A 20,333-nucleotide genomic window follows, 5' to 3' on the forward strand; every position below is an offset into this window, starting at 1 on the left:
TGACAAGGGAATACATTACGGCCCCCGACCCCCGACCAGCAACACCACGCAGCATCCCGGGCGTGTCCCCGCATGAATCCGCCAATTCACCCACACGACACCCCACCGACACCCCAACCGACACCGGGCTGGAATGGGGCAAAAGCTCGCCAAACCCGTCGGAATGCCCGTTTTCCGGGCGCGTCGCGGCCGGCCGGTCGCCCGGCTCGCGCGTTCTCACTCCACGAAGGCGAGGGCGCGGATGGGAGAACCGTCGCCCGCGGCGATTCGCAGCGGGATGAGCGACATCTCGACGACCTCGGGCAGCGACGTCAGACGCGTGAGGTTCTCGACGATGACGCCGTCATTCCCCAGCCAGAACTCGTGCACCGGCATACCGGCCTCGAGCGAAGCTGCGTCAGTCGGATCGGGGCTGAAGCAGTCGACGCCGAGCACGCGCGCGCCGCGCGCCCAGAGCGTCCGCGCGAGATCCAGCGACACCGACGGGTGGGCGCCCGCTGCCTCTCCCCCGAAGTGCACGTCCCACCCGGTGGCGATGCACACGATCGGCGGCAGGTGATCCGGAACCGGATCGGCGAGGCGATCCGCCGTGATCGACTCCCCCGCGGCTGCCGGCGACGGGCCCACACGCAGCACCCGCGCGGGGCCCGTCACCAGTTCGAGCGGGATCTCGTCGACAGTGCGGCCGCCCACGACGGAGTGCGCCGGTGCATCGAGATGCGTGCCGGTGTGCGACCCCATGTCGAGTCGCGCCACCGCCACCCCGTCAGCGCCGACCGTGAGCGCCGGGGCGATCCTCACCTCGGGGTCACCGGGGTACACGGGCATTCCGGTGCTGACCGGGTGGCTCAGGTCGACGACGGCCATGTCAGTCTCCAAGCCGGAGCGCTGCGGTCTCGTCGGCGCCGTCGAGCAGGTGCCCGGTCGGCTGGGAATCGCGCGGATCGATGAGGCCGAGGCCGGCGCGACGGCCGATCCCGAGCATCAGACCGAGATAGAGGCCGAAGCTGATGACGAACGCGGGAATGTTCGCGCCGATGGGGCTCGGGGCGACGTACGCCAGCACGTAGGAGAGCACGGCTCCGATCACCCACACGATCACAGCGATCCAATTGACGCCGCCGCGGTACCAGTAGCGGCTCTCGGGGCGCTCATGCAGGATCTGGCGGGAGTAGCCCCGCCGCTTCAACAGGTAGTAGTCCGCGATCATGATCGCGAATACCGGCACGAAGAAGGCGCTGATGATGAAGAGGAAGTCGGTGAACTGGTTCAGCAGGCCGAGGAATGTCGAGCCGACGATCGAGATGATGCCGAGCACGATGGCCGTCGGGAGGAAGCGGAGGTGCCATCTGGACTGCGCGTTCACCACCGAGGTCACCATTCCGAAGACCACCATCGTGTTGGTGGCCATGACGGAGAGGAAGATGGCGATGCCGAGCGGCCAACCGAATTCCGCGACGATCACCGACGGGTCGAACGGCGTCGCTTCGTCGCCGCGCAGGAGCACGGTGCTGAAGGCGACGAGCCCCAGGAACATGGCGATGGTCGTCGACAGCGTGTATCCGATCCCCGAGCCGACGATGCCCGCAGTGCTGCTCTTCGCATGCCGATTCATGTCGGCCGAGAGCACGGTCCAGGAGATCGCCGTCGCGATGACCATGTCGAGCGTGATGAACGGAGTGCCGCCGAGAGACGCGTCCACGGGCAGCGCCGCGAATTCGTCCGGGCTGAAAGCGCTGAAAGCTGCCGTGAATACGAAGCCCATCACGATGAGGATCGCGAGGGCGAGCCAGGGCTCGACACGCGAAATGCCCGTATGCCCGAAGATCGCCAGCACGACGACGATCGCCTGGCAGAGGGCGGAGAAGAGCATCGGGTTTGAGAAGCCGGTCGCCTCGTGCACGAGGTAGTTCACCGTCACACCGGCGAGCATCGCCTGCACCCAGCTCCAGCCCATCAGGATGATGAGGTTCGCGACCGCGGGGAGGATGCTCCCGCGAATGCCGAAGGATCCGCGTGTCAGGGCCATCGTTGGAAGCCCGGTGCGGGTCCCCATGTTGCCGATGAGTACGAGCACGACGACGCCGATGAGCGTGCCGACCACGATCATGGCGCTCGCGGTGCCGAACGACACGGATGGCGTGAAGAGCGTGCCGGTCAGGAGGGTGGTGACCACGAGGTTCGCGGCCAGCCAGATCATGCCGATGTGCAGCAAGGACTGGGTGCCGCGCACCGGGCCGGCGGACTCATGCTGGCCGTCGAGGGTGACGGCCATGGTCTCGGGACTGGTCATGATCAGAGCGCCGTATCGATCGCGGCGGCTGCAGCGGACTCGGGCGTTCCCGCTGCGATAACAGACGGCACCGTGGAGAGATGTTCGTGGATCGCGATGAGCCCGTCGGGCTGAGCGCCGTCGGCGCGGAAGATGATGCTCTCGCGCTCGACGTACGAATCGGGGCCCTCATCGGAGTCGATGCTGGTCGCGACGGTGTGGCTGAACACGGCACCGCCGGGGAACGTCTGCACCAGCCGGTCGGTGGAGGTGCACGAGGTGACGCGCCACCCGGAGGCGACCCAGCCGCCCCAGAGCGCTTCGTACTCGGCACGCGAGTCGAGCCGCGCGGCCTCGGGATGGAAGATGAAGCTCGCGTCGGCCGCGAAGCCGGCGAAGTACGCCTCAGTATCGGTCGCGGCGAACGCCTCGATGATGGCGTCGGCCGCGGCGATGACCGCTGCCTGGTCCGGGGTGTGCATGGGTGCCTCCATTGGCGTGTCTGACTGGGTGGAGCAGGCGGGGCGCGTCACGGCGACGGGCCCCGCCTGCTGGGGAGCGGATGCAGGATCAGCCGCGCGCTGCCATGGCGCTCACGAGTTCGTAGACGACGTGGCTCGCGGCCACCGCGGTGATCTGCGCGTGGTCGTACGCCGGGGCGACCTCGACGACGTCGGCGCCGACGATGTGGAGGTCGGCGAGCCCGCGGATGAGACGGAGCATCTCGCGGCTGGTGAGTCCGCCGGCCTCGGGCGTGCCGGTGCCCGGGGCGTGAGCCGGATCCAGCACGTCGATGTCGATGGAGATGTAGAGCGGCTTGTCGCCGACGCGCTCGCGAATCTTCTCGAGCGTCGCGGGAATGCCGTGCTCTTCGACGAACTCGCTGGTGACGATCTGGAAGCCGAGCTTCACGTCGTCTTCGAGGTCGCTCTTGCCGTAGAGCGGCCCGCGGGTGCCGCCGTGCATCGAGGCGGTGAGGTCGATGAGACCCTCCTCGGACGCCCGGCGGAAGGGGGTGCCGTGCGTGGTGGGAGCTCCGAAATAGGTATCCCAGGTGTCGAGATGCGCATCGAAGTGCAGCACGGCGACGGGGCCGTGCTTCTTGTTGATCGCGCGCAGCAGGGGCAATGCGATGGTGTGGTCGCCGCCGACGGTGACGATCTTGTCCACGCGCTCGCCGAGCTCGGTCGCCGCCTCTTCGACCTGACGCACGGCCTCATCGAGGCTGAACGGGTTCGCCACGATGTCACCGGCGTCGACCACCTGCTTGACGTTGAACGGCGAGACGTCTTGCGCAGGGTTGTACGGGCGGAGCAGGCGCGACGCTTCGCGCACGTGCGACGGGCCGAAACGCGCGCCCGGGCGGAAGCTCACGCCCGAGTCGAAGGGCACGCCCACGACGGCGATGTCGGCGGACGGAACGTCTTCGATGCGGGGCAGCTTCGCGAACGTGGCGATGCCTGCGTACCGGGGGGTCTGGCTCGCGTCGACGGGGCCTTGAGGCGTGTGAGAGGTCACGATGCGACTCGTCCTTCCAAAGTTGCGTATAAGTAAACAAGTGAGTTCTATGGGTGAACTCGCATTCACTATAGGCTGGAGTTCGCAGAGAGGTCAACGGGAAGGCGGCACCGCATGCGACCGATCCACCCGACCGCAGCGGTCGAGGCGATTCGCATCGGCGCCAAGCTCCGATCGTCCCGTCTCGCCCAGGGCCTCACCCTCGAACAGCTCGCGCGGGCCACCGGCCTCACCAAGGGGTTCATCAGCCGCGTCGAGCGCGACGACACCATGCCGAGTGTGCCAACCCTCGTGCAGCTCTGCCAAGCGCTCTCGATGCCGATCGGCAACCTCTTCGAAGAGCCCGAGCTGCAGCTCATTCCGCTCGACACCGCACCCGCCATCAACATGGGCGGCACCGGTGCCGACGAGCGCCTCGTCACGCCGCGCTCGGAGGACCGCGTCCAGGTGCTGCGATCCACCCTCGCGCCCGAGGCGAGCGGGGGCGACCAGCTCTACACCGTCAACTGCAGCCTCGAGTCGCTGCACGTCATCTCGGGCGACCTCGAGATCACGTTCACCGATCGCCAGGTCGCGCTGCAGGCCGGGGATACGCTGACCTTTCCCGGTCGCGCGCCGCACACCTGGAGCGCCGGATCCGCTGGCGCCGAAGCCGTATGGGTACTCGTGCCGGCCGCCTGGAGCGGCTCCGCCTGATCCGTTCGGGCGGGATCCGGCGGACCCTCGGCGGCGGATCCTGGGCGACGGATCCACGGCGACTGCACCGCGGCCCCCGCTCCCGCGGCCCGCGTCCCCGCGCCCCCGCGGCCCGCGCCCCCGCGGCCCGCGCCCCCGCGCCGAAAGCGCGATTCGGCACCTTCCCAAGTGGGGAACGGTGCCGAATCGCGCTTTCGAGCAGTCGAGCAGTCGCAGCGAGCAGGGGCGAAGCGAGCAGTCGCGGCGGCGAGTCGCCCGGCCCGGCTACTCCCCGAAGAGGATCACGCTGCGCGTGCGCTCCCCGCGCCGCATGGCGTCGAAGGCTTCGTTGACCTCGTCGAGTCCGACGCGCGCGCTGATGAGGTCGTCGAGCGGCAGCGCACCGGAGAGGTAGGCTCCGGCCACGCGCGGGAAGTCGCGCGCGGGAACGAGCCCGCCGTAGTTCGAGCCGATGATCGTCTTCCCCTCATACGCGAGCAGCAGACCGTCGATCTCGACGCTCTGCCCTTCCGGCGGCAGGCCGACGAATACGGCGCGGCCGCCGGGCCGGATCAGTTCCGGCAGCTGCTGCATCGTCTGCACGCGGCCGATCGCCTCGAAGGCCACGTCGGACCCGCCACCCGTGGCTTCGCGCACCTGCTCTACGAGATCGTCGCCGCTCAGCACGGTGCGTGTCGCCCCGGCTCGCGTGGCCTCGGCGAGCTTGGCCTCCGACACGTCGACCGCCACGATCGGATTGGCTCCCGCGAGACGCAGCGCCGAGATGATGGACAGCCCCACGCCGCCGGCGCCCACGACCACCGCGGACTCACCCGCGATGACGCGGGCGTTGTTGGCCACAGCGCCGTAGCCGGTGCCGACCGAGCATCCGATCAGGCTGGCCACGTCGAACGGCACGCGCTCGTCGATCTTGATCGCCGCGAACTCCGGCACGACGATCGCCTCGGCCATGGCACCGGTCGCCAGGTACGGGTAGGCCGCGGCGCCGTCGGCTCCGTCGCTCCACCGGGTCGTGCCGTCGGGCAGCAGCGAGTCGTTCGATTTGGCCCGCGTGCACGCCCAGGGCTTGCCCCCCGCGCATTCCCCGCACCGCTGGCAGGCCTGGTGCCACGCGATGACCACGTGGTCTCCGATCTCGAGCCCGCGCACTCCGGCGCCCACCGCTTCCACGACTCCGGCGGCCTCGTGCCCCATGACTGCCGGCAGCGGCACCTGCCATTCACCGTCGAGCACGTGCCGATCGGATCCGCAGACGCCGGCCGCGCGCACCGTGACGCGCACCTCGCCGTGCTCGGGGCCCGCCAGGGTCATCGTCTCGACCGACAGCCGGTCACCCTCGGTGCCGCGGTAGACGGCGGCGCGCACCTGCTTCGGCTCAGTCATCGTTACTTCCTTCCGGCGGCCGCGAACGGATCGGTCTGGCCGTACGCGCCGCGGCCGCGGCGCACGTAGAGCAGCCAGTTGAGGAGGAGGTAGACCGCGATCGCGATGCCGATGGTCGGCACGGTCGCCGTCGCGTATCGGAAGATCGGCAGCGTCTCGAGGGTGATGGGGTTGTACACCCAGAGGTAGAAGATCGAAGCGGTCGCGACTGCGATCATCGCGGCGAGGTTCACACCGCCGGTGAAGCGCAGCGGATCTTCGACCCCGGTCGCGTAGAGCGCCCGCACGGGAACGTTCTGACGGCGGAGGATCAGGTAGTCGGCGATGATCACCCCGCAGATCGCGGCGATGAACGCTCCCGATATCACGACGAACGTCATGAACTGCCCGTACATGAAGCTCGGGAACAGTGCGAGCACCGCCGGGAAGAACAGGAAGACGGCGCACAGCGCCGGCCATCGGAGTCGGGAGAGCGCCCGTCCGCTCGACTGCTTGATCGCGAGGACGGTCGAATACGCGATCGACGCCATGCTGGTGACGTTCGCGAACCCGACGAACAGCAGCGTGAGGATGCCGAGCACGGGGCCGCCGAGCGGCACCATCCAGGCGGTCGGGTCTGCGGCCCCGAGCATGAGCGCTGCGGCCATGCCGACCAGCTGAGCGACTACTGTCCCGATGAAGATCCCTCCGTACGCGGGCCACAGCGCCGCCTTCGGGCCGCGGGTCAGTCGGGCGAGCGTGCCCATCACGGGCCACCACGACAGTCCCGCGCCGAGATTGAATTCAACGGCCATCGCGAAGTTCAGGGTTTCGTCCTCGAACGGGGCCAACGGCTCGGCCGCGAACAGGTCGGCCCAGGAGTGCTGCGACATGAGGAGCACCATCATGAGGGCCACGATGATGAGGAGGCCGGGTGCGACGAAGCGGTTGAGCTTGCTGATGGCGACCGGGCCGCGTGAGAGCAAGAACCAGCCGCCCAGGATGGCCGCGAGCGCGAAGATCGTGACGACGGGACCTTCGACGTTGAACTCCGTGCCGAACGCCTGGTTCGAGATCTCGGTGAACGCGCGGCCGAACATGATGCCGAGCAGCGAACTCCACCCCATCTCGGTGACGAGCACGACCGTGAACACGACGATGGCGACGCCGACGGCGCCGAAGACCGACTTCAGTGCGCGATACTGCTCCACGCCGAGACGCTGGCTGAGCAGCACGCTGCCGAGCACCATGATGGCGAGTCCGAGCGTATTGCCGAGGAGCATCGCCGCGATGCCGTCGCCGAATCCGACGAGCAGGACCGTCGAACCGCCCGTGAGAAACGCCCACGTAGCGATGGCCAGGCTGAGCGTCACCCAGCTGAAGTCGGTGGCGCGCCAGGTGCGTTCGCTCTTCGTCAGCGGTAGCGATCCGAAGGTCGCCTCCTCGGCGACGGCCGCTTCGACGCGCAGCGCCTGCGTCTCGGTGAGCTCGGAGGCTGTTGCGCTGGGACGCTCGTCTGCGGCGCCGCTCACAGCACACCTGCGATCCACGAGGCGAGTGCGATGACGCCGACGACGCTCAGGAAGAGCGCGAGGCTGCCGCCGCCGAGCCTGGCGTGCACCGGGTCGTCCGCCTCGACCGTTTCGATGTGCGTCAGTCGACGCTCGAGCTCTTCAGCGAGCCGAGTATCCGTGTTCATGGGACAGACCTCCTTGTGTATCCGTGTGATCCCGCTTCCGCTCACGCGGAGAACGGAGCCAGCCTAGGTGACTTCGGGGCATTTCGTTCGTCGTCCGGTCGCACGGATGCGCAAACGGCCGGAGAACGGACAGAATGTGCGCGAGAGCCGTAGAATGGCGCTTCTGGGCTGCGCATCTGCGCAGCCCGATCGAGGCGGCTAGGGAGTCAGCGATGGAGCATCCGGTCGAATCTGCTGAACTGCGCCGGCGCGTGCTCCGCGGTCTGCGAGAGAACGGACGCGCGAGCTATTCGCGGATCGCAGCTGAGCTCGGTGTGAGTCGCCGGCAGGTGACCCAGATCGTGCAGAGCGCGATCACGCGCGGCGAGCTACGGTTGACCGTGTCGATCAGCCCCGATCTGCTGGGGCTCGAGCGCTTCGCCTACCTGCAGCTCTCCGTTTCCGGGCCCATCGCTCCGGTCAGATCGGCCCTCGCGGCGATGCCAGAGTCGACCTTCGTCGCCGACATCAGCGGCCACTACTCGATCGACGTCGAAGTGCGCGTCGGCGCGGACCCGCACCTGCGCTCCACCGTCGACCGGGTTCGGGAGCTGCCCGGGGTGCAGGAGGTGCGCACGCATCTGTACGAGAGCATCGAGGTCAACCGGTACTCCCCGCTCCGCACCGGACGGACGTCGTTCGTCGTCGACGAGGCCGACCGTGCGCTCGTGAGCCACCTGCAGCGCAACGGTCGCGCTTCGTTCCGCGAGCTCGGAGAGGCGGCGGGCATCTCCCCCAGCGGTGCGCGTCTCCGCTTCGAGCGCCTGACGCGCGACGGAGCGGTGAAGGTCGTCGGCATACCGGTGCGCGGCGCGCTCGCGTCGCCCGATGGAGCCGGGGCCGCCGATCGCGTGGAGACCCCGTCCATCGGGGTCGGTGTGAAGATCCGGGGCAGGATCTCGGCCGCACTCTCGAGTGTGCGTTCCCTCGACCCCGAGTTCATCGCGACCACCATCGGAGACTACGACCTCATCGTGACGCTCTCCGCCGACAGCTACGAGGAGCTCCTCGATCAGGCCGACCGGTTGCGCACACTCCCCGAGGTCGAGCGCATCGAAACGTGGGCGAACCTCAGGATCGTGAAGGAGCAGTACGGCGAGGGCGATCGGCTGAGCGCCAGCCCGCGTACACCTCTGGCCGACGATCCTGCAGATACAGCGCGCCAGCACCCACCGACGGCCGCTCCGGGTCGGAGGCCTCGGGATCCGGCACATCAACGATGAGCAGTTCGGGATCGGCGCCGGACGCTCCGAGCACCGCGCCCTCGAATCCGGCGACCACGCTCAGGCCCGCGAAGATCCCTCCGGCGTGATCGGCGTAGGCGACGACGATGCGGTTCTCGGCGGCGCGAGCGCGCACGAGCAGTTCGGGCACGTACGCCGAGTCGCCGTCGATCGCCGTTGGCACCAAGAGCAGATCAGCACCGTTCGCCGCCGCGAAACGGGCGGGCTCGGGGAACTCGATGTCGTAGCAGATCTGGAAGGCGACGCGCCGCCCGTTCCAGTCGGCGATGCGGGGAGGATCGGCAGCCGGGGTAAAGGCCAATCGTTCGTCGGCGCCCCACAGGTGCACCTTCTCGTAGCGCAGCACGTCGTCGCCGGCGGCGTCCCAGAGGCCCGCGGCGATGGCGAACGTGCCGTCCTCGCGTGCGAGCGGGAACCCGGCGGCGATCGCGACCCCGGTCTCGCGCGCGATGGAAGCGAGTGCGCTCGGGATGCCGTCGACGCGTTCAGCGCTCAGCCATTCGGCGAGCTCGGCAGGCGCGTACCCCGTCACGAAGAGCTCAGGTGTGAGCAGCAGCTCGGCACCGGCCCTCTTAGCGTCGGTCGCGGCCGTGCGAATGGCGGCGAGGTTGGCCTCGGGGTCGAGGGGCGTCGCGGACGCCTGCAGCAGAGCGATGCGCATCGGAACCCTACTTCACCACGACGCCGGCGAGCGTCTTCTTGCCTCGGCGCAGGACCGCGATCGCGCCGTGCAGCAGATCGTCGCTCTCGAGCACGCGATCCTCGGACTCCACCGCAGCGTTGTTCACGTACACTCCGCCCTGCGAGATCGCGCGTCGAGCCTCGCCGAGGCTCTTCACGAGTTCCGTGTCGACGAGGAGTTGTGCGACCGGCGTGCCGATCGATCCGGTCGCCTGGGACAGCTCGGAGACGGCGCCGCGCAACGATGACTCATCGAGCGCGGAGAGGTCTCCGCGGCCGAACAGCGCCTCGGATGCGTCGATCGCACCCTGCACCGCCGCAGCCCCGTGCACGAGCGTCGTCACTTCGAGCGCGAGACGCTTCTGGGCGGCGCGCTTGAAGGGCTCGGTTTCGACCTGGCGCGCGTAGTCTTCGATCTCGTCGCGCGACAGGAAAGTGAAGACCTTGAGACGATCGACGACGTCGGCGTCGGCCTGGTTCAACCAGAACTGGTAGAAGGTGTAGGGCGAGCACATCTCCGGGTTCAACCAGATCGCGTTGCCCTCGCTCTTGCCGAACTTCGTGCCGTCGGCGTTGGTGATCAGCGGCGTTCCGATGGCGTGCGCCGAGGCGCCCTCGACCTTGCGGATGAGTTCCGTGCCGCTCGTCAGATTGCCCCACTGATCGCTGCCGCCCGACTGCAGCTTGCAGTCGTACTGCCGGTACAGTTCGAGGAAGTCGAGGCCCTGCAGGATCTGGTAGCTGAACTCGGTGTAGCTGATGCCCTCGTCGGAGTTCAGCCGCTTCGCGACGATGTCCTTCTTGATCATCGTGCCGACACGGAAGTGCTTGCCGATCTCGCGGAGGAAATCGATCGCCGAGAGCGGCGCAGTCCAGTCGAGGTTGTTGACGAGCCTGGCGGCGTTCTCGCCTTCGAAGCTCAGGTATCGGGAGACCTGCTGGCCGAGCGAGTCGACCCACTCGGCGACGGTCTCACGCGAATTGAGCACCCGCTCCGCAGTGGGGCGCGGATCGCCGATGAGCCCCGTCGACCCGCCGACCAGACCCAACGGCCGGTGCCCGCGCAGCTGCAGGCGGCGCATGAGCAGCAGCTGCACGAGATGCCCGAGGTGCAGGCTGGATGCCGTCGGGTCGAATCCGCAGTAATACGCGAACGGTTCGCCCTCGAGCAGCGTCGACAGCGCTTCCGCGTCGGTCGACACATGGATCAGCCCGCGCCACTCCAGCTCTTCCCACAGGGTGGCGAAGCTGTCGTCGTTGCGCTGGGCGGCCAGGATCTCGTTGCGATCGTTCAGTTCAGACACGCCTGTCATCGTACCGCCTGACGCTCATGGAGCGCGCGACCTGGCCTTCGCGGAGCGCGCGACCTGACCTTCGTGGAGCGCGCGTCCCGGTCTTCGTGGAGCGCGCGTCCGTGAGAGTTCCGACGTCCGTGAGGGCTGAACATGCTCATTCGCCTCACCGGAGCCGTTGTTCCTCCCGGGGAGAGCGCGCGGGAGTCACTCGTGACGGCGGCCTCGACCGCGCCTGCTGTGCACAGCGCGGACTGCGCTGCGCACAGCAGCTGCGACAATCGCGAGCGCACCGCCCCAGATCAGGATCGCCAGAACCCACAGGGATCCCGACCTGCGGCCGCTGCCGAGCGCTTCGCCCCAGCCGGTGCCGGCGGCGTGCAGCGCCACGGGCCCCAGCGACATGACGGCGGCCCCGACGAGGAGCAGCACCCAACCCGCCGGGCCCGGGGAGCGCTTGCCTCGCGCATCGGCGGGACCCATTGTGAAGACCGCGCCGCCCATGATCGCGAAGCCCGCGCTCACCGCGGCGAACCCCCACCCCGATGGATCGTCGCTCGAGATCGCCACGGCGGCCATCACGACCGCGAGCACGCCGAAGAATGCGACCGAGAGACCGACGACCGCTAACGGGTTGCGCGGCGCTCTCGCACTCATCGGAGACTCAGGCCCGGAACTCAGCGATCCGCTCGGCGAGCCGGGCGAGCTGCTCGTCGACGCGAATGCGAGCGGTGCCGCCGGCCCCCACGCGCGAGTTCACAGACCCCTCGATGGTGAGCACTTCGCGCACTACCGGAGTGAGGTGCGCCGAGATCGACGCGAGTTCGGCATCGCTCGGTTCGTGGAGCTCGATGCCCCGCTCCTCGCAGTGACGCACGAGTTCACCGGAGATCTCGTGCGCGTCGCGGAAGATCACGCCTTGCTTCACGAGCCACTCGGCGACGTCGGTGGCCAACGAGAACCCCTGCGGGGCGAGCTCGGCCATCCGCTTCGTGTCGAACGTGAGCGTCGCCACCATGCCGGTGAACGCGGGGAGCAGTACCTCGAGCTGGCCGATCGAGTCGAAGACCGGTTCCTTGTCCTCCTGCAGATCGCGGTTGTACGCGAGCGGCAGCCCCTTCAGCGTCGCGAGGAGGCCGGTCAGGTTTCCGATCAGACGCCCGGACTTTCCGCGAGCCAGCTCGGCGATGTCGGGGTTCTTCTTCTGCGGCATGATGCTGGAGCCGGTCGAATAGCCGTCGTGCAGGCGAACGAAGCCGAACTCCTTGGTGTTCCAGAGGATGATCTCTTCGGAGAGCCTGGAGAGGTCGATGCCGATCTGCGCGGTGATGAACGCGAACTCGGCGACCACGTCGCGAGCAGCGGTGCCGTCGATCGAGTTCTCGAGCGGATCGCCGAGGCCGAGTTCGGTCGCGACGAGCCGGGGGTCGAGGCCGAGCGAGGAGCCGGCGAGGGCGCCGCCGCCGTAGGGCGAGGCGCTGGCGCGGGACGCCCAGTCGCGGAGACGCTCCAGATTGCGGACGATCGGCCAGGCGTGCGCCGCGAGCTGGTGGGCCAGCAGCACTGGCTGAGCGTGCTGCAGATGGGTGCGGCCGGGCAGGATCGCGTCGGGGTGCGCCGCCGCCTGGTCTGCGATGGCGTCGAGCAGGTCGAGCAGCATGCCGCGGATCACAGCGGCATGATCGAGGAGGTACAGACGCACCAGGGTCGCGATCTGGTCGTTGCGGCTGCGTCCGGCGCGGAGCTTGCCTCCGAGCTGCACGCCCGTGATCTCGATGAGCAGTCGCTCGAGCGCGGAGTGCACGTCTTCGTCATCCGCGGCGGGAACGGCGCGGCCGTCCGCGACGCGAGCTGCGAGCTCGTCGAGCGCGGCTCGCATCTCGGCGAGCTCGTCTTCGCTCAAATACCCGGCTGCGGCGAGCGCAGTCGCGTGCGCCTTCGAACCGCGGATGTCGTAGGGGGCGAGGATCCAGTCGAACTGCGTCGACTTCGACAGGGCTGCGAGCGCCGGCGCGGGGCCGCTCGCGAAGCGCCCGCCCCAGAGGGCGCCGCTCTCACCGGCGCGATTGCCGGCGGTCTCGGTCGGGGCGGACTGCTCGTGTTCGTTCGTCATCTCTGCTTCTCTCCGTCTTACGCCTGCGCCAGCAACCAGGTCATGAGTGCCTTCTGGGCGTGTAGGCGATTCTCCGCTTCATCCCAGACCACGCTCTGCCCTCCGTCGATCACTTCGGGCGCGACCTCGTACTCCCGGTAGGCGGGAAGGCAGTGCAAGAAGATCGCATCGCTCGCGGCATCCGACATGAGTTCGGGGGTGACGCGATACGGGCCGAAGGTCTCGATGCGCTCGGCCTTCTCGGCTTCTTGGCCCATCGACACCCACGTGTCGGTGATCACGGCGTCAGCGCCCGAGACGGCACGCGCCGGGTCGGTGAAGATCTCAACGCTTCCGCCTGTCTGAGCGGCGATCCGTTCGGCGTCGGCGACGATGTCGGGACGCGGATGGTGGCCCTCCGGCCCCGCGATCCGGATATGCATGCCCGCGGTCGCGAATCCGAGCAGATAGGAGTGCCCCATATTGTTCGCGGCATCCCCGAGGTACGTCGCGGTGAGACCGGCGAGGTCGCCCTTCCGCTCCTGAATGGTCTGCAGATCGGCGAGGATCTGGCACGGGTGGAAGTCGTCGGAGAGCGAGTTGATGACCGGCACGCTCGCGTCGGCCGCCATCTCCTCCAGTCCGCGGTGGTCGAACGTGCGCCACACGATGAGCGACACCATACGCGAGAGCACCTTCGCGGTGTCGCCGATCGATTCCTTCACGCCGAGCTGCGCCTCACCCGGGTTCACGATGATGGGCGATCCGCCGAGCTCGGCGATGCCCGCCGCGAAGCTGAAGCGGGTGCGCGTGGACGTCTTGTCGAAGAAGACGGACACGGACCGCGGTCCCTCCAGCGGACGCTCCGAGAACGGCTCTCGCTTGAGTCGCGCGGCGAGTTCGAGGACTTCGCGCTGCTCGGCGGGGCTCAGATCGTCGTCTCGGAGAAAATGTCGGGTCACCCGGTTCAGTCTAGACGCGCACCGGCGCTGCGCGAGACGAGCCGCTCGACGCCGATTCGCTCCGGGCGGGGGTCTCCTCGCGTCTCCGTCCACGGTAGGCTGAATCCGACCTGCTGCCACCCAGAGAGGCCCACGATGTTCAACAAGATCTTCGACGCCGTCGCACTGTTCTACTGCGTCGTGTTCGTCGGTACGGCTGCGGCGACACTGGCGCTCGTCGTCGTCTCCGCGGTGACCGGAGAGTCGCCGATCGATTTCTCCGGGCAGCACTAGCATCGCGCCGATCGCGCTGGGCGGTCCGCGCTGAGCAACTTCGCGCGGTGAGCGCGAGGTAGAAGAGGAGACGCATATGCGTGTCGCAGCGGCCTTTCTCGCGGATGCGGCGAACGTTCGTGAGGGAACCCTCGGCGTTCTCTCCGGCTTCATCAACACGATCAACCGCGAGGAGTACCCGGCGATGCTCGGGGCGACCCTCGTCGTGGTCGTCGAGTACGACGAGAACGAGGCGCGTCGCGGGGATCCGGATCGCTCTTTCCGCGCCCGATGCGAGCCCGCTGTCGGCGGTGCTGAACTCTTCAATGTGGAGGGCACGTTCAGCCTCGGGGGCGGCAATGACAGTTTCGGGTACATCCCGATGGTCTTCCCGCTGAACGAGGCGCGGGTGCCGTCGCCTGGCAGCTACCGCATCGTGTTCGAGGGCACCGGGCTCGAACGCGTGGACGTGCGCTTCTACGCGAACGCGACATCGTTGCCGTCGCTGGACGACGAATAGCCGTCTCCCGAGCCGTGAGCTCCCGGCGAGCCGTCGGTGCGGCGCGACGTGGAAGAATCTTCACGTGACTCAACTCCCGCGCATCATCGCCTTCGATCTCGACGACACCCTTGCACCCTCGAAGTCCCCGCTCGACCCCCGCATGCTCGCGGTGTTCGCCCGGCTGCTCGAACGCACGAGCGTCGCGGTGATCTCGGGGGGCAACTTCCAGCAGTTCGAGTCTCAGCTGGTGACGCAACTCGACGGGGTGGCGAGCGTGACGGAGGAGATGCTCGGGCGGCTGCACCTGCTTCCGACCTGCGGCACGAGGTATGAGCGGCGCGAGCGCGGTCAGTGGGCGACGGTGTATCAGGAGGAGCTCACTGAGGAAGAGCGCAATGACGCGTTGACCGCGCTCCGCGAGGAGGCTGAGCGTCTGGGCCTCTGGGAGCGGGAATCGTGGGGGGACGTCTTGGAGGATCGCGGATCCCAAATCACCTTCTCCGCTCTCGGCCAGCGCGCCCCGGTGGAGGTCAAGCACGCCTGGGACCCGACGGGGGCGAAGAAGAGCGCCCTCCGCGCCGCAGTCGCGGTCCGCCTGCCCGGCCTCGAGGTGCGCAGCGGTGGCTCCACCTCGGTCGACATCACGCGTCGCGGGATCGATAAGGCTTACGGCATGCAGAAGCTCGTCGAATACACGGGGGTCCCGCTCAGCGACATGCTGTTCGTCGGCGATCGGCTCGACGAGGACGGCAACGACTACCCGGTGCTCGCACTCGGCGTCTCATGCCACGCCGTCACGGGCTGGGCCGAGACGGCGGAGTTCGTCGAAGCTCTCATCGCCGAGTAGCGCTGGGCGACGCCGAGCTGGGCGACGCCGAGCAGCGCAGGGCGACGCCCTGCACCGCTGACGGGACGGTCAGGACCGCACTGCCGCCTGCTCGGTCGAGGCCGCTTCCTGCTCGGTCACGTGCTCTGCGGGCGCCGGTACGAGGCCCAGGACCTGAGAGGTGTGAGCGAGCGATGCCGCAGCGAGCTCGGGGTCGTGGTTCAGGCCGCCCGTCTTAAGCGCCGGGATCTGCTCGGTGAACACGGACTCCCAGGTGCTCGTGAACTGCTCGGGGAAGCACTTGCGCAGCACGCCGAGCATCGCATAGACCGCCGTCGATGCGCCGGGAGATGCGCCGAGCAGGCCGGAGATCGTTCCGTCGCCGCCGGTGATCACCTCCGTGCCGAATTGCAGGATGCCACCCTTCTCGGGGTCGTTCTTCATGACCTGGACGCGCTGACCGGCCTCGATCATCTCCCAGTCCTCGGTGCGCGCGGTCGGCATGTACTCCCGAAGCGTCTCCATCTGCTTCTCACGGCTCGCGAGGAGCTCGCCGAGCAGGTACTTCTCGAGAGCGAATTCGGTGAGTCCGACCTTGAGCATCGGTCCGAGATTGTGCGGCCGGATGGATCCGGGGAGATCCCACCACGAGCCCTTCTTGAGGAAGTTCGGGCTGAACCCGGCGTACGGCCCGAAGAGCAGGCTCTCCTCGCCGTCCACGACGCGCGTGTCGAGGTGCGGAACCGACATGGGCGGTGCGCCGACCGCGGCTTTCCCGTAGACCTTGGCCTGATGCGCGCGCACGATCTCGGGATTGCTGGTCTTCAGGAACTTGCCGCTGATCGGGAAGCCGCCGAAGCCCTTGATCTCGGGGATGCCGGAGGACTGCAGCAGCGAGAGCGCTCCGCCGCCGGCTCCGACGAAGACGAACTTCGCGTTCACGATCGTCGTGGTATAGCCGGAGCGGTTGCGCACGTACACGTCCCAGGTGCCGTCGTCGAGCCGGCGGAGCTTGCGCACTTCTGCCCCGAGGCTCAGCCCGGCCCCCTCTGAGACGAGGTGCGAGATGAGCTGCCGGGTTACAGCGCCGAAGTCGACATCGGTTCCGCTCTCAGAACGCGTCGCAGCGAAGACCTCGTCCTTCGAACGGCGGTCGACCAGCAGGGGCGTCCACTCCGCGATCTGCTCCGGGTCCTCGCTGAACTCCATGTCGGAGAAGAGCGGCTCGGTGCGCAGCAGCTCCCAGCGGCGTCGGAGGTAGTCGACGTTCTCGGCCCCGCGCACGAACGTCATGTGCGGGGTCGCATTGATGAACGAGGAGGGTTCTCCGAGGATCCCGCGCTCCACGAGTGACGACCAGAACTGACGGGAGAGCTGGAACTGCTCGTTGATGTCGATGGCCTTCGCCGCCGACAGGCTCCCGTCCTTGCCCTCCGGCATGTAGTTGAGCTCGCAGAGGGCGGCGTGACCGGTGCCCGCGTTGTTCCACGCGTTGCTGCTCTCGGTCGCGACCTCGGTGCGGGACTCGAAGATCTCGATAGACCAATCGGGCTGGACCTGCTTGATCAGCGTACCCAGCGTGGCGCTCATTACGCCGCCACCGATGAGGACGACGTCTACGGTGTTGTTGCTCACGATGTGCAAGTCTAGCTCCCTCTGATGACCCTAGAACCCAGCTTTGCGCCTCGCGCGATCCAGGGTTTCCACTGACGCGTCGACGACCCGCACGTACCCCAGCCGGGCGGCCTCCGACGAGCGCTGTGCTCCGCTCGCGACGGGCCGCACCTCGCCGGCGAGGCTGATCTCGCCGAAAGCCGCCAGATCATGCGGGAGCGGGTGGTCGGCGATCGCAGAGAGCACCGCGAGCGCGATCGCGAGATCGGCTGCGGGCTCGGCGAGCTTCACCCCGCCGACCGTCGATACGTAGACGTCCTGGTCGTGCAGACGCGCACCGAATCTCCGCTCGAGCACCGCGAGGATCATGGCGACGCGCGACTGATCGACGCCGCTCGTCACTCGGCGGGGGTTGGGGGTCGCGCTCTTGGCGACGAGCGCCTGCACCTCGACCGGCAGCGCGCGTCGACCCTCCATCGCGACGGTCGCGCACGTGCCGCTCACCGGAGCCCCCGGGCGGCTCAGGAACAAGCCGCTCGGGTCTGGCACCTCGGAGATGCCGCGATCCGTCATCTCGAAGCAGCCGACCTCGTCGGTCGGACCGTAGCGGTTCTTCAGCGTGCGCAGAAACCGCAATGACGTGTGCCGGTCGCCCTCGAAATGGCACACCACGTCGACGAGGTGCTCGAGCAGGCGCGGGCCGGCCACCGACCCGTCCTTGGTCACGTGCCCGACGAGGATCACCGGTGTTCCGCGTTCTTTCGCCGTTCTGATGAGCGCGGCCGCGACCTCGCGCACCTGAGCCGGGCCGCCGGCCCCGCCGTCGACCTGATCGCTCGCCATCGTCTGCACGGAGTCGACGATGACGAGCGCGGGATCCACGGTCTCGATGTGGCCGAGCACGGTCGCGAGATCCGTCTCGCTCGCGAGGTACAGCGTGTCGTGCATCGCCCCGGTGCGCTCGGCGCGCATGCGGATCTGCCCCGTCGATTCCTCCCCGCTCGCGTAGAGCACGCGCGCTCCAGTCGATGCGGCGCGCGCCGCGGCATCGAGCAGCAACGTCGACTTGCCGACCCCCGGCTCCCCCGAGAAGAGAATCGCCGCTCCCGGCACGACCCCGCCGCCGAGCACACGGTCGAGTTCGCCGATTCCCGTCTGCCGGTGCCGCACGGCATCGCCCTGCAGCTCGGTGATGGGACGCGCTTCCCGGCCGGCCGCGGGCGCGGCCGCACGCGTGGTGCGCGCGAGCGATGCTCCGGCGCGAGCTTGTTCGGCAACGGTGCCCCACTGCTGGCATTCACCGCACCGCCCGACCCACTTCGAGGTCTGCCACCCGCACTCGGTGCAGGTGTATCCGCCGCTTGATTTCGCCATGCTGCGAGCCTACTGGCGGCCACGGACATCGCGGCGGCGGGAGCTCCCGCGCCGAGTCGCTGGGCCGGCCCCGAGAGCATCCGGGGCGACTGTCGGCGGTCGGCACTACGGTGAGAACGTGCCCGAACTCGCCACTGCATCCTCCGCCGATGGCACAGCCGCCCGCTGGTGCGTCATCGGTCGCGACGCGCGCGGTGGCTGGGGCGCGGTCGAGCTCGCGCCCGATGGCGCCCGTTCGGCCGCGGTCTCGATCGCGTTGGATCGGCTCGCCGACTTCGTCGAGCAGCGCGAACGGGCGGCGTCGTTGCGCTGGGTCTGGCATGACACGGCTCGCCAGTACGCGCCGCTCCTCGCTGCCGGAGTGCGCGTCGAACGATGCCACGATCTCCGACTCTGCCATCAGATTCTGCGTCACGCAGGCTCCGTGGGAGAGCCGGCGCAGCTGCGGGGCGCGCCCGAGTGGAACGCGCCGCCCGAGGCCGAGACCGCCCCGGTCGCGCCGCCGGCCGATGCGCCACCGACCCTGTTCGACGTGGTCGCCGAACCACGGCGATCCCGCGGGGTGCCCGACGGCCTGGCGGAGGCGCTCGACGAACTCGACCGACAGCGGTCGGCACTCGCCAGCGCGCGCGAGCCCGGGCGGCTCGGCCTGCTCCTCGCCGCAGAATCGGCGGGGGCCCTCATCGCCGCAGAGCTGTCGGCGGCCGGTGTCCCCTGGGACGTCGACGAGCACGACCGAGTCCTCTCCGAGGCGCTCGGCCCCCGGCCCGCTCCCGATGCGAAACCGGCGCGCATGCTCGAGGTGGGAGCGATCGTGCGACGCGAACTCGGGAGCCCTGACGCCCCGCTCGACTCGCCCCCACGACTGCTGCGGGTGCTCCGGGCGGCGGGAATCGAGGTCGACTCAACCTCCCAGTGGGAGCTCGCGCAGCACGAGCACCCTGCGATCGCACCGCTGCTCCACTACAAGAAGCTCGCGCGACTGTTGACCGCCAACGGATGGGCCTGGCTCGACGAGTGGGTGCGTGATGGCCGATACCGGCCCGTCTACGTTCCCGGAGGCGTGGTGACCGGCCGCTGGGCGTCGAGCGGGGGCGGCGCCCTGCAGATCCCGCGCCAGTTGCGTCCGGCGCTCCGCGCCGACCCGGGGTGGACCCTCGTCTCCGCAGACGTCGCTCAGCTGGAGCCTCGGGTACTCGCCGCCATGGCAGGAGATCGCGCCATGACCGAGGCCGGCGCGGGGAAGGATCTCTACGCCGGAATCGTCGAGAGCGGCGCCGTAGCGACGCGGCAGGAGGCGAAACTCGCGATGCTCGGCGCCATGTACGGGGCGACGACCGGAGAGAGCGGACGCCTGGTTCCGCGACTGCGCCGCGCCTACCCGGCCGCGATGGATCTGGTCGACGAGGCTGCTGCGGAGGGCGCGCGCGGAGGGCGGGTGTCGACGTGGCTCGGCCGCAGCACCCAGCCGCCCGGCCAGGAGTGGGAGCACGTGCAGTCGAGCGCGAGCATGCCGGATGCGACCGGGCGGGACGAGGCCGCTGCCCGCCGCGCCGCACGGGATCGCGGTCGGTTCACCCGCAACTTCGTCGTCCAGGGAACAGCCGCTGAGTGGGCGCTGTGCTGGATCGCCGATCTTCGACAGAGGCTTGCCGCCTTCGCACCCGTTGAGGTGTCTCAGGCCGCTCGGGCTTCGGGGCCGATCTTCAGTCGACGCCCCCACCTCGCGTTCTTCCTGCACGACGAGGTGATCGTGCACGCGCCCGTCGCCCACGCCGACGCCGTCGCAGCGGCCGTGCGCGAATCGGCGCGTGCAGCCGGTCTGCTGCTGTTCGGCGATAGCGCCGTCGAGTTTCCGCTTGATCTGCGCATCGCCGAGCGAGCCGCGAAGGAGTAGCACCGCTCCCG

At 68.8% G+C, this 20,333-nt stretch carries 19 protein-coding genes and 1 pseudogene; 6 read left to right on the forward strand and 14 right to left on the reverse strand.

The window, feature by feature from the left end; genetic code table 11:
* Positions 1-216: 216 nt before the first annotated feature.
* The 4 genes from WFH23_RS04140 to speB all read right to left on the reverse strand — a co-directional run bounded on the left by WFH23_RS04140 (position 217) and on the right by speB (position 3,790).
* The gene (locus WFH23_RS04140) at positions 217-867 is read right to left on the reverse strand and encodes a cyclase family protein (RefSeq protein WP_336661668.1); all 651 of its coding nucleotides are present in this window, start codon (positions 865-867) and stop codon (positions 217-219) included.
* Position 868: 1 nt separating this feature from the next.
* Positions 869-2,293, reverse strand: a complete 1,425-nt coding sequence (locus tag WFH23_RS04145) for a purine-cytosine permease family protein (RefSeq protein WP_336661669.1) — start codon at positions 2,291-2,293, stop codon at positions 869-871.
* Between the two features lie 2 nt (positions 2,294-2,295).
* Positions 2,296-2,754 carry a nuclear transport factor 2 family protein gene (locus tag WFH23_RS04150; RefSeq protein WP_336661670.1) on the reverse strand — a complete coding sequence of 153 codons (459 nt, stop codon included), beginning with the start codon at positions 2,752-2,754 and terminating at the stop codon, positions 2,296-2,298.
* A gap of 88 nt (positions 2,755-2,842) precedes the next feature.
* A complete protein-coding gene (gene speB, locus WFH23_RS04155) occupies positions 2,843-3,790 on the reverse strand; it encodes an agmatinase (protein ID WP_336661671.1) in 948 nt (315 codons plus the stop codon).
* Positions 3,791-3,904: 114 nt separating this feature from the next.
* Between speB and WFH23_RS04160 the strand changes: the two genes are divergently transcribed.
* The gene (locus tag WFH23_RS04160) at positions 3,905-4,486 is read left to right on the forward strand and encodes a helix-turn-helix domain-containing protein (RefSeq protein ID WP_336661672.1); all 582 of its coding nucleotides are present in this window, start codon (positions 3,905-3,907) and stop codon (positions 4,484-4,486) included.
* A 264-nt stretch (positions 4,487-4,750) separates the two neighbouring features.
* Here the strand turns inward: WFH23_RS04160 and WFH23_RS04165 are convergent, their stop codons facing one another.
* Genes WFH23_RS04165 through WFH23_RS04175 form a run of 3 tightly spaced genes read right to left on the reverse strand, consistent with a single transcriptional unit; the run spans position 4,751 to position 7,547 of the window.
* Positions 4,751-5,869 (reverse strand): zinc-binding dehydrogenase, encoded by a 1,119-nt coding sequence (locus WFH23_RS04165; RefSeq protein ID WP_336661673.1) that lies wholly within the window; start codon positions 5,867-5,869, stop codon positions 4,751-4,753.
* A 2-nt stretch (positions 5,870-5,871) separates the two neighbouring features.
* Positions 5,872-7,380, reverse strand: a complete 1,509-nt coding sequence (locus WFH23_RS04170; RefSeq protein WP_090151501.1) for a cytosine permease — start codon at positions 7,378-7,380, stop codon at positions 5,872-5,874.
* On the reverse strand, positions 7,377-7,547 hold the full coding sequence (locus WFH23_RS04175) for a hypothetical protein (RefSeq protein ID WP_176698380.1): 171 nt from the start codon (positions 7,545-7,547) through the stop codon (positions 7,377-7,379). Before WFH23_RS04175 ends, WFH23_RS04170 begins: the two co-directional genes overlap by 4 nt.
* A gap of 212 nt (positions 7,548-7,759) precedes the next feature.
* Between WFH23_RS04175 and WFH23_RS04180 the strand changes: the two are divergent.
* Positions 7,760-8,362: pseudogene (locus WFH23_RS04180) on the forward strand (AsnC family transcriptional regulator); the annotation flags it as partial.
* Positions 8,363-8,657: 295 nt separating this feature from the next.
* On the opposite strand, the gene WFH23_RS04185 reads toward WFH23_RS04180, so the two are convergent.
* The 5 genes from WFH23_RS04185 to argF all read right to left on the reverse strand — a co-directional run bounded on the left by WFH23_RS04185 (position 8,658) and on the right by argF (position 13,857).
* The gene (locus WFH23_RS04185) at positions 8,658-9,491 is read right to left on the reverse strand and encodes a nitrilase-related carbon-nitrogen hydrolase (RefSeq protein ID WP_336661674.1); all 834 of its coding nucleotides are present in this window, start codon (positions 9,489-9,491) and stop codon (positions 8,658-8,660) included.
* Positions 9,492-9,498: 7 nt separating this feature from the next.
* Positions 9,499-10,815, reverse strand: a complete 1,317-nt coding sequence (gene tyrS / locus WFH23_RS04190) for a tyrosine--tRNA ligase (RefSeq protein ID WP_336661675.1) — start codon at positions 10,813-10,815, stop codon at positions 9,499-9,501.
* A gap of 195 nt (positions 10,816-11,010) precedes the next feature.
* The gene (locus tag WFH23_RS04195; protein ID WP_336661676.1) at positions 11,011-11,460 is read right to left on the reverse strand and encodes a hypothetical protein; all 450 of its coding nucleotides are present in this window, start codon (positions 11,458-11,460) and stop codon (positions 11,011-11,013) included.
* A 7-nt stretch (positions 11,461-11,467) separates the two neighbouring features.
* The gene (gene argH / locus WFH23_RS04200; RefSeq protein ID WP_336661677.1) at positions 11,468-12,916 is read right to left on the reverse strand and encodes an argininosuccinate lyase; all 1,449 of its coding nucleotides are present in this window, start codon (positions 12,914-12,916) and stop codon (positions 11,468-11,470) included.
* Positions 12,917-12,933: 17 nt separating this feature from the next.
* The gene (gene argF, locus WFH23_RS04205; RefSeq protein WP_090151518.1) at positions 12,934-13,857 is read right to left on the reverse strand and encodes an ornithine carbamoyltransferase; all 924 of its coding nucleotides are present in this window, start codon (positions 13,855-13,857) and stop codon (positions 12,934-12,936) included.
* 135 nt (positions 13,858-13,992) lie between these two features.
* Between argF and WFH23_RS04210 the strand changes: the two genes are divergently transcribed.
* From WFH23_RS04210 to WFH23_RS04220, 3 genes are all read left to right on the forward strand, one after another.
* Positions 13,993-14,130, forward strand: a complete 138-nt coding sequence (locus tag WFH23_RS04210) for a hypothetical protein (RefSeq protein ID WP_176698382.1) — start codon at positions 13,993-13,995, stop codon at positions 14,128-14,130.
* Positions 14,131-14,206: 76 nt separating this feature from the next.
* Entirely contained in the window at positions 14,207-14,629 is a 423-nt protein-coding gene (locus WFH23_RS04215; RefSeq protein WP_090151524.1) for a DUF6941 family protein, read from the forward strand.
* Positions 14,630-14,693: 64 nt separating this feature from the next.
* Entirely contained in the window at positions 14,694-15,458 is a 765-nt protein-coding gene (locus WFH23_RS04220) for an HAD-IIB family hydrolase (protein ID WP_336661678.1), read from the forward strand.
* Between the two features lie 69 nt (positions 15,459-15,527).
* Here WFH23_RS04220 and WFH23_RS04225 read toward each other — a convergent pair whose 3' ends face one another.
* Both WFH23_RS04225 and radA read right to left on the reverse strand, forming a co-directional pair.
* A complete protein-coding gene (locus WFH23_RS04225; protein ID WP_090151540.1) occupies positions 15,528-17,072 on the reverse strand; it encodes a malate:quinone oxidoreductase in 1,545 nt (514 codons plus the stop codon).
* 30 nt (positions 17,073-17,102) lie between these two features.
* Positions 17,103-18,425, reverse strand: a complete 1,323-nt coding sequence (gene radA, locus WFH23_RS04230; RefSeq protein ID WP_090151533.1) for a DNA repair protein RadA — start codon at positions 18,423-18,425, stop codon at positions 17,103-17,105.
* A 118-nt stretch (positions 18,426-18,543) separates the two neighbouring features.
* Between radA and WFH23_RS04235 the strand changes: the two genes are divergently transcribed.
* Positions 18,544-20,322: a bifunctional 3'-5' exonuclease/DNA polymerase gene (locus WFH23_RS04235; protein WP_336661679.1), complete on the forward strand. Its 1,779-nt coding sequence runs from the start codon at positions 18,544-18,546 to the stop codon at positions 20,320-20,322.
* Positions 20,323-20,333: the final 11 nt, after the last annotated feature.

Source organism: Leucobacter sp. USHLN154 (genome assembly GCF_037145595.1).
Taxonomy (GTDB): Bacteria; Actinomycetota; Actinomycetes; order Actinomycetales; family Microbacteriaceae; genus Leucobacter; species Leucobacter alluvii.

What these genes read in the sequence shown, in the direction of transcription:
- WFH23_RS04140 (WP_336661668.1), bottom strand. Translation starts at nt 867, where the DNA reads ATGGCCGTCGTCGACCTGAGCCACCCGGTCAGCACCGGAATGCCCGTG.
- WFH23_RS04145 (WP_336661669.1), bottom strand. Translation starts at nt 2,293, where the DNA reads ATGACCAGTCCCGAGACCATGGCCGTCACCCTCGACGGCCAGCATGAG.
- WFH23_RS04150 (WP_336661670.1), bottom strand. Translation starts at nt 2,754, where the DNA reads ATGCACACCCCGGACCAGGCAGCGGTCATCGCCGCGGCCGACGCCATC.
- WFH23_RS04160 (WP_336661672.1), top strand. Translation starts at nt 3,905, where the DNA reads ATGCGACCGATCCACCCGACCGCAGCGGTCGAGGCGATTCGCATCGGC.
- WFH23_RS04165 (WP_336661673.1), bottom strand. Translation starts at nt 5,869, where the DNA reads ATGACTGAGCCGAAGCAGGTGCGCGCCGCCGTCTACCGCGGCACCGAG.
- WFH23_RS04175 (WP_176698380.1), bottom strand. Translation starts at nt 7,547, where the DNA reads ATGAACACGGATACTCGGCTCGCTGAAGAGCTCGAGCGTCGACTGACG.
- WFH23_RS04185 (WP_336661674.1), bottom strand. Translation starts at nt 9,491, where the DNA reads ATGCGCATCGCTCTGCTGCAGGCGTCCGCGACGCCCCTCGACCCCGAG.
- WFH23_RS04195 (WP_336661676.1), bottom strand. Translation starts at nt 11,460, where the DNA reads ATGAGTGCGAGAGCGCCGCGCAACCCGTTAGCGGTCGTCGGTCTCTCG.
- argH (WP_336661677.1), bottom strand. Translation starts at nt 12,916, where the DNA reads ATGACGAACGAACACGAGCAGTCCGCCCCGACCGAGACCGCCGGCAAT.
- WFH23_RS04210 (WP_176698382.1), top strand. Translation starts at nt 13,993, where the DNA reads ATGTTCAACAAGATCTTCGACGCCGTCGCACTGTTCTACTGCGTCGTG.
- WFH23_RS04215 (WP_090151524.1), top strand. Translation starts at nt 14,207, where the DNA reads ATGCGTGTCGCAGCGGCCTTTCTCGCGGATGCGGCGAACGTTCGTGAG.
- radA (WP_090151533.1), bottom strand. Translation starts at nt 18,425, where the DNA reads ATGGCGAAATCAAGCGGCGGATACACCTGCACCGAGTGCGGGTGGCAG.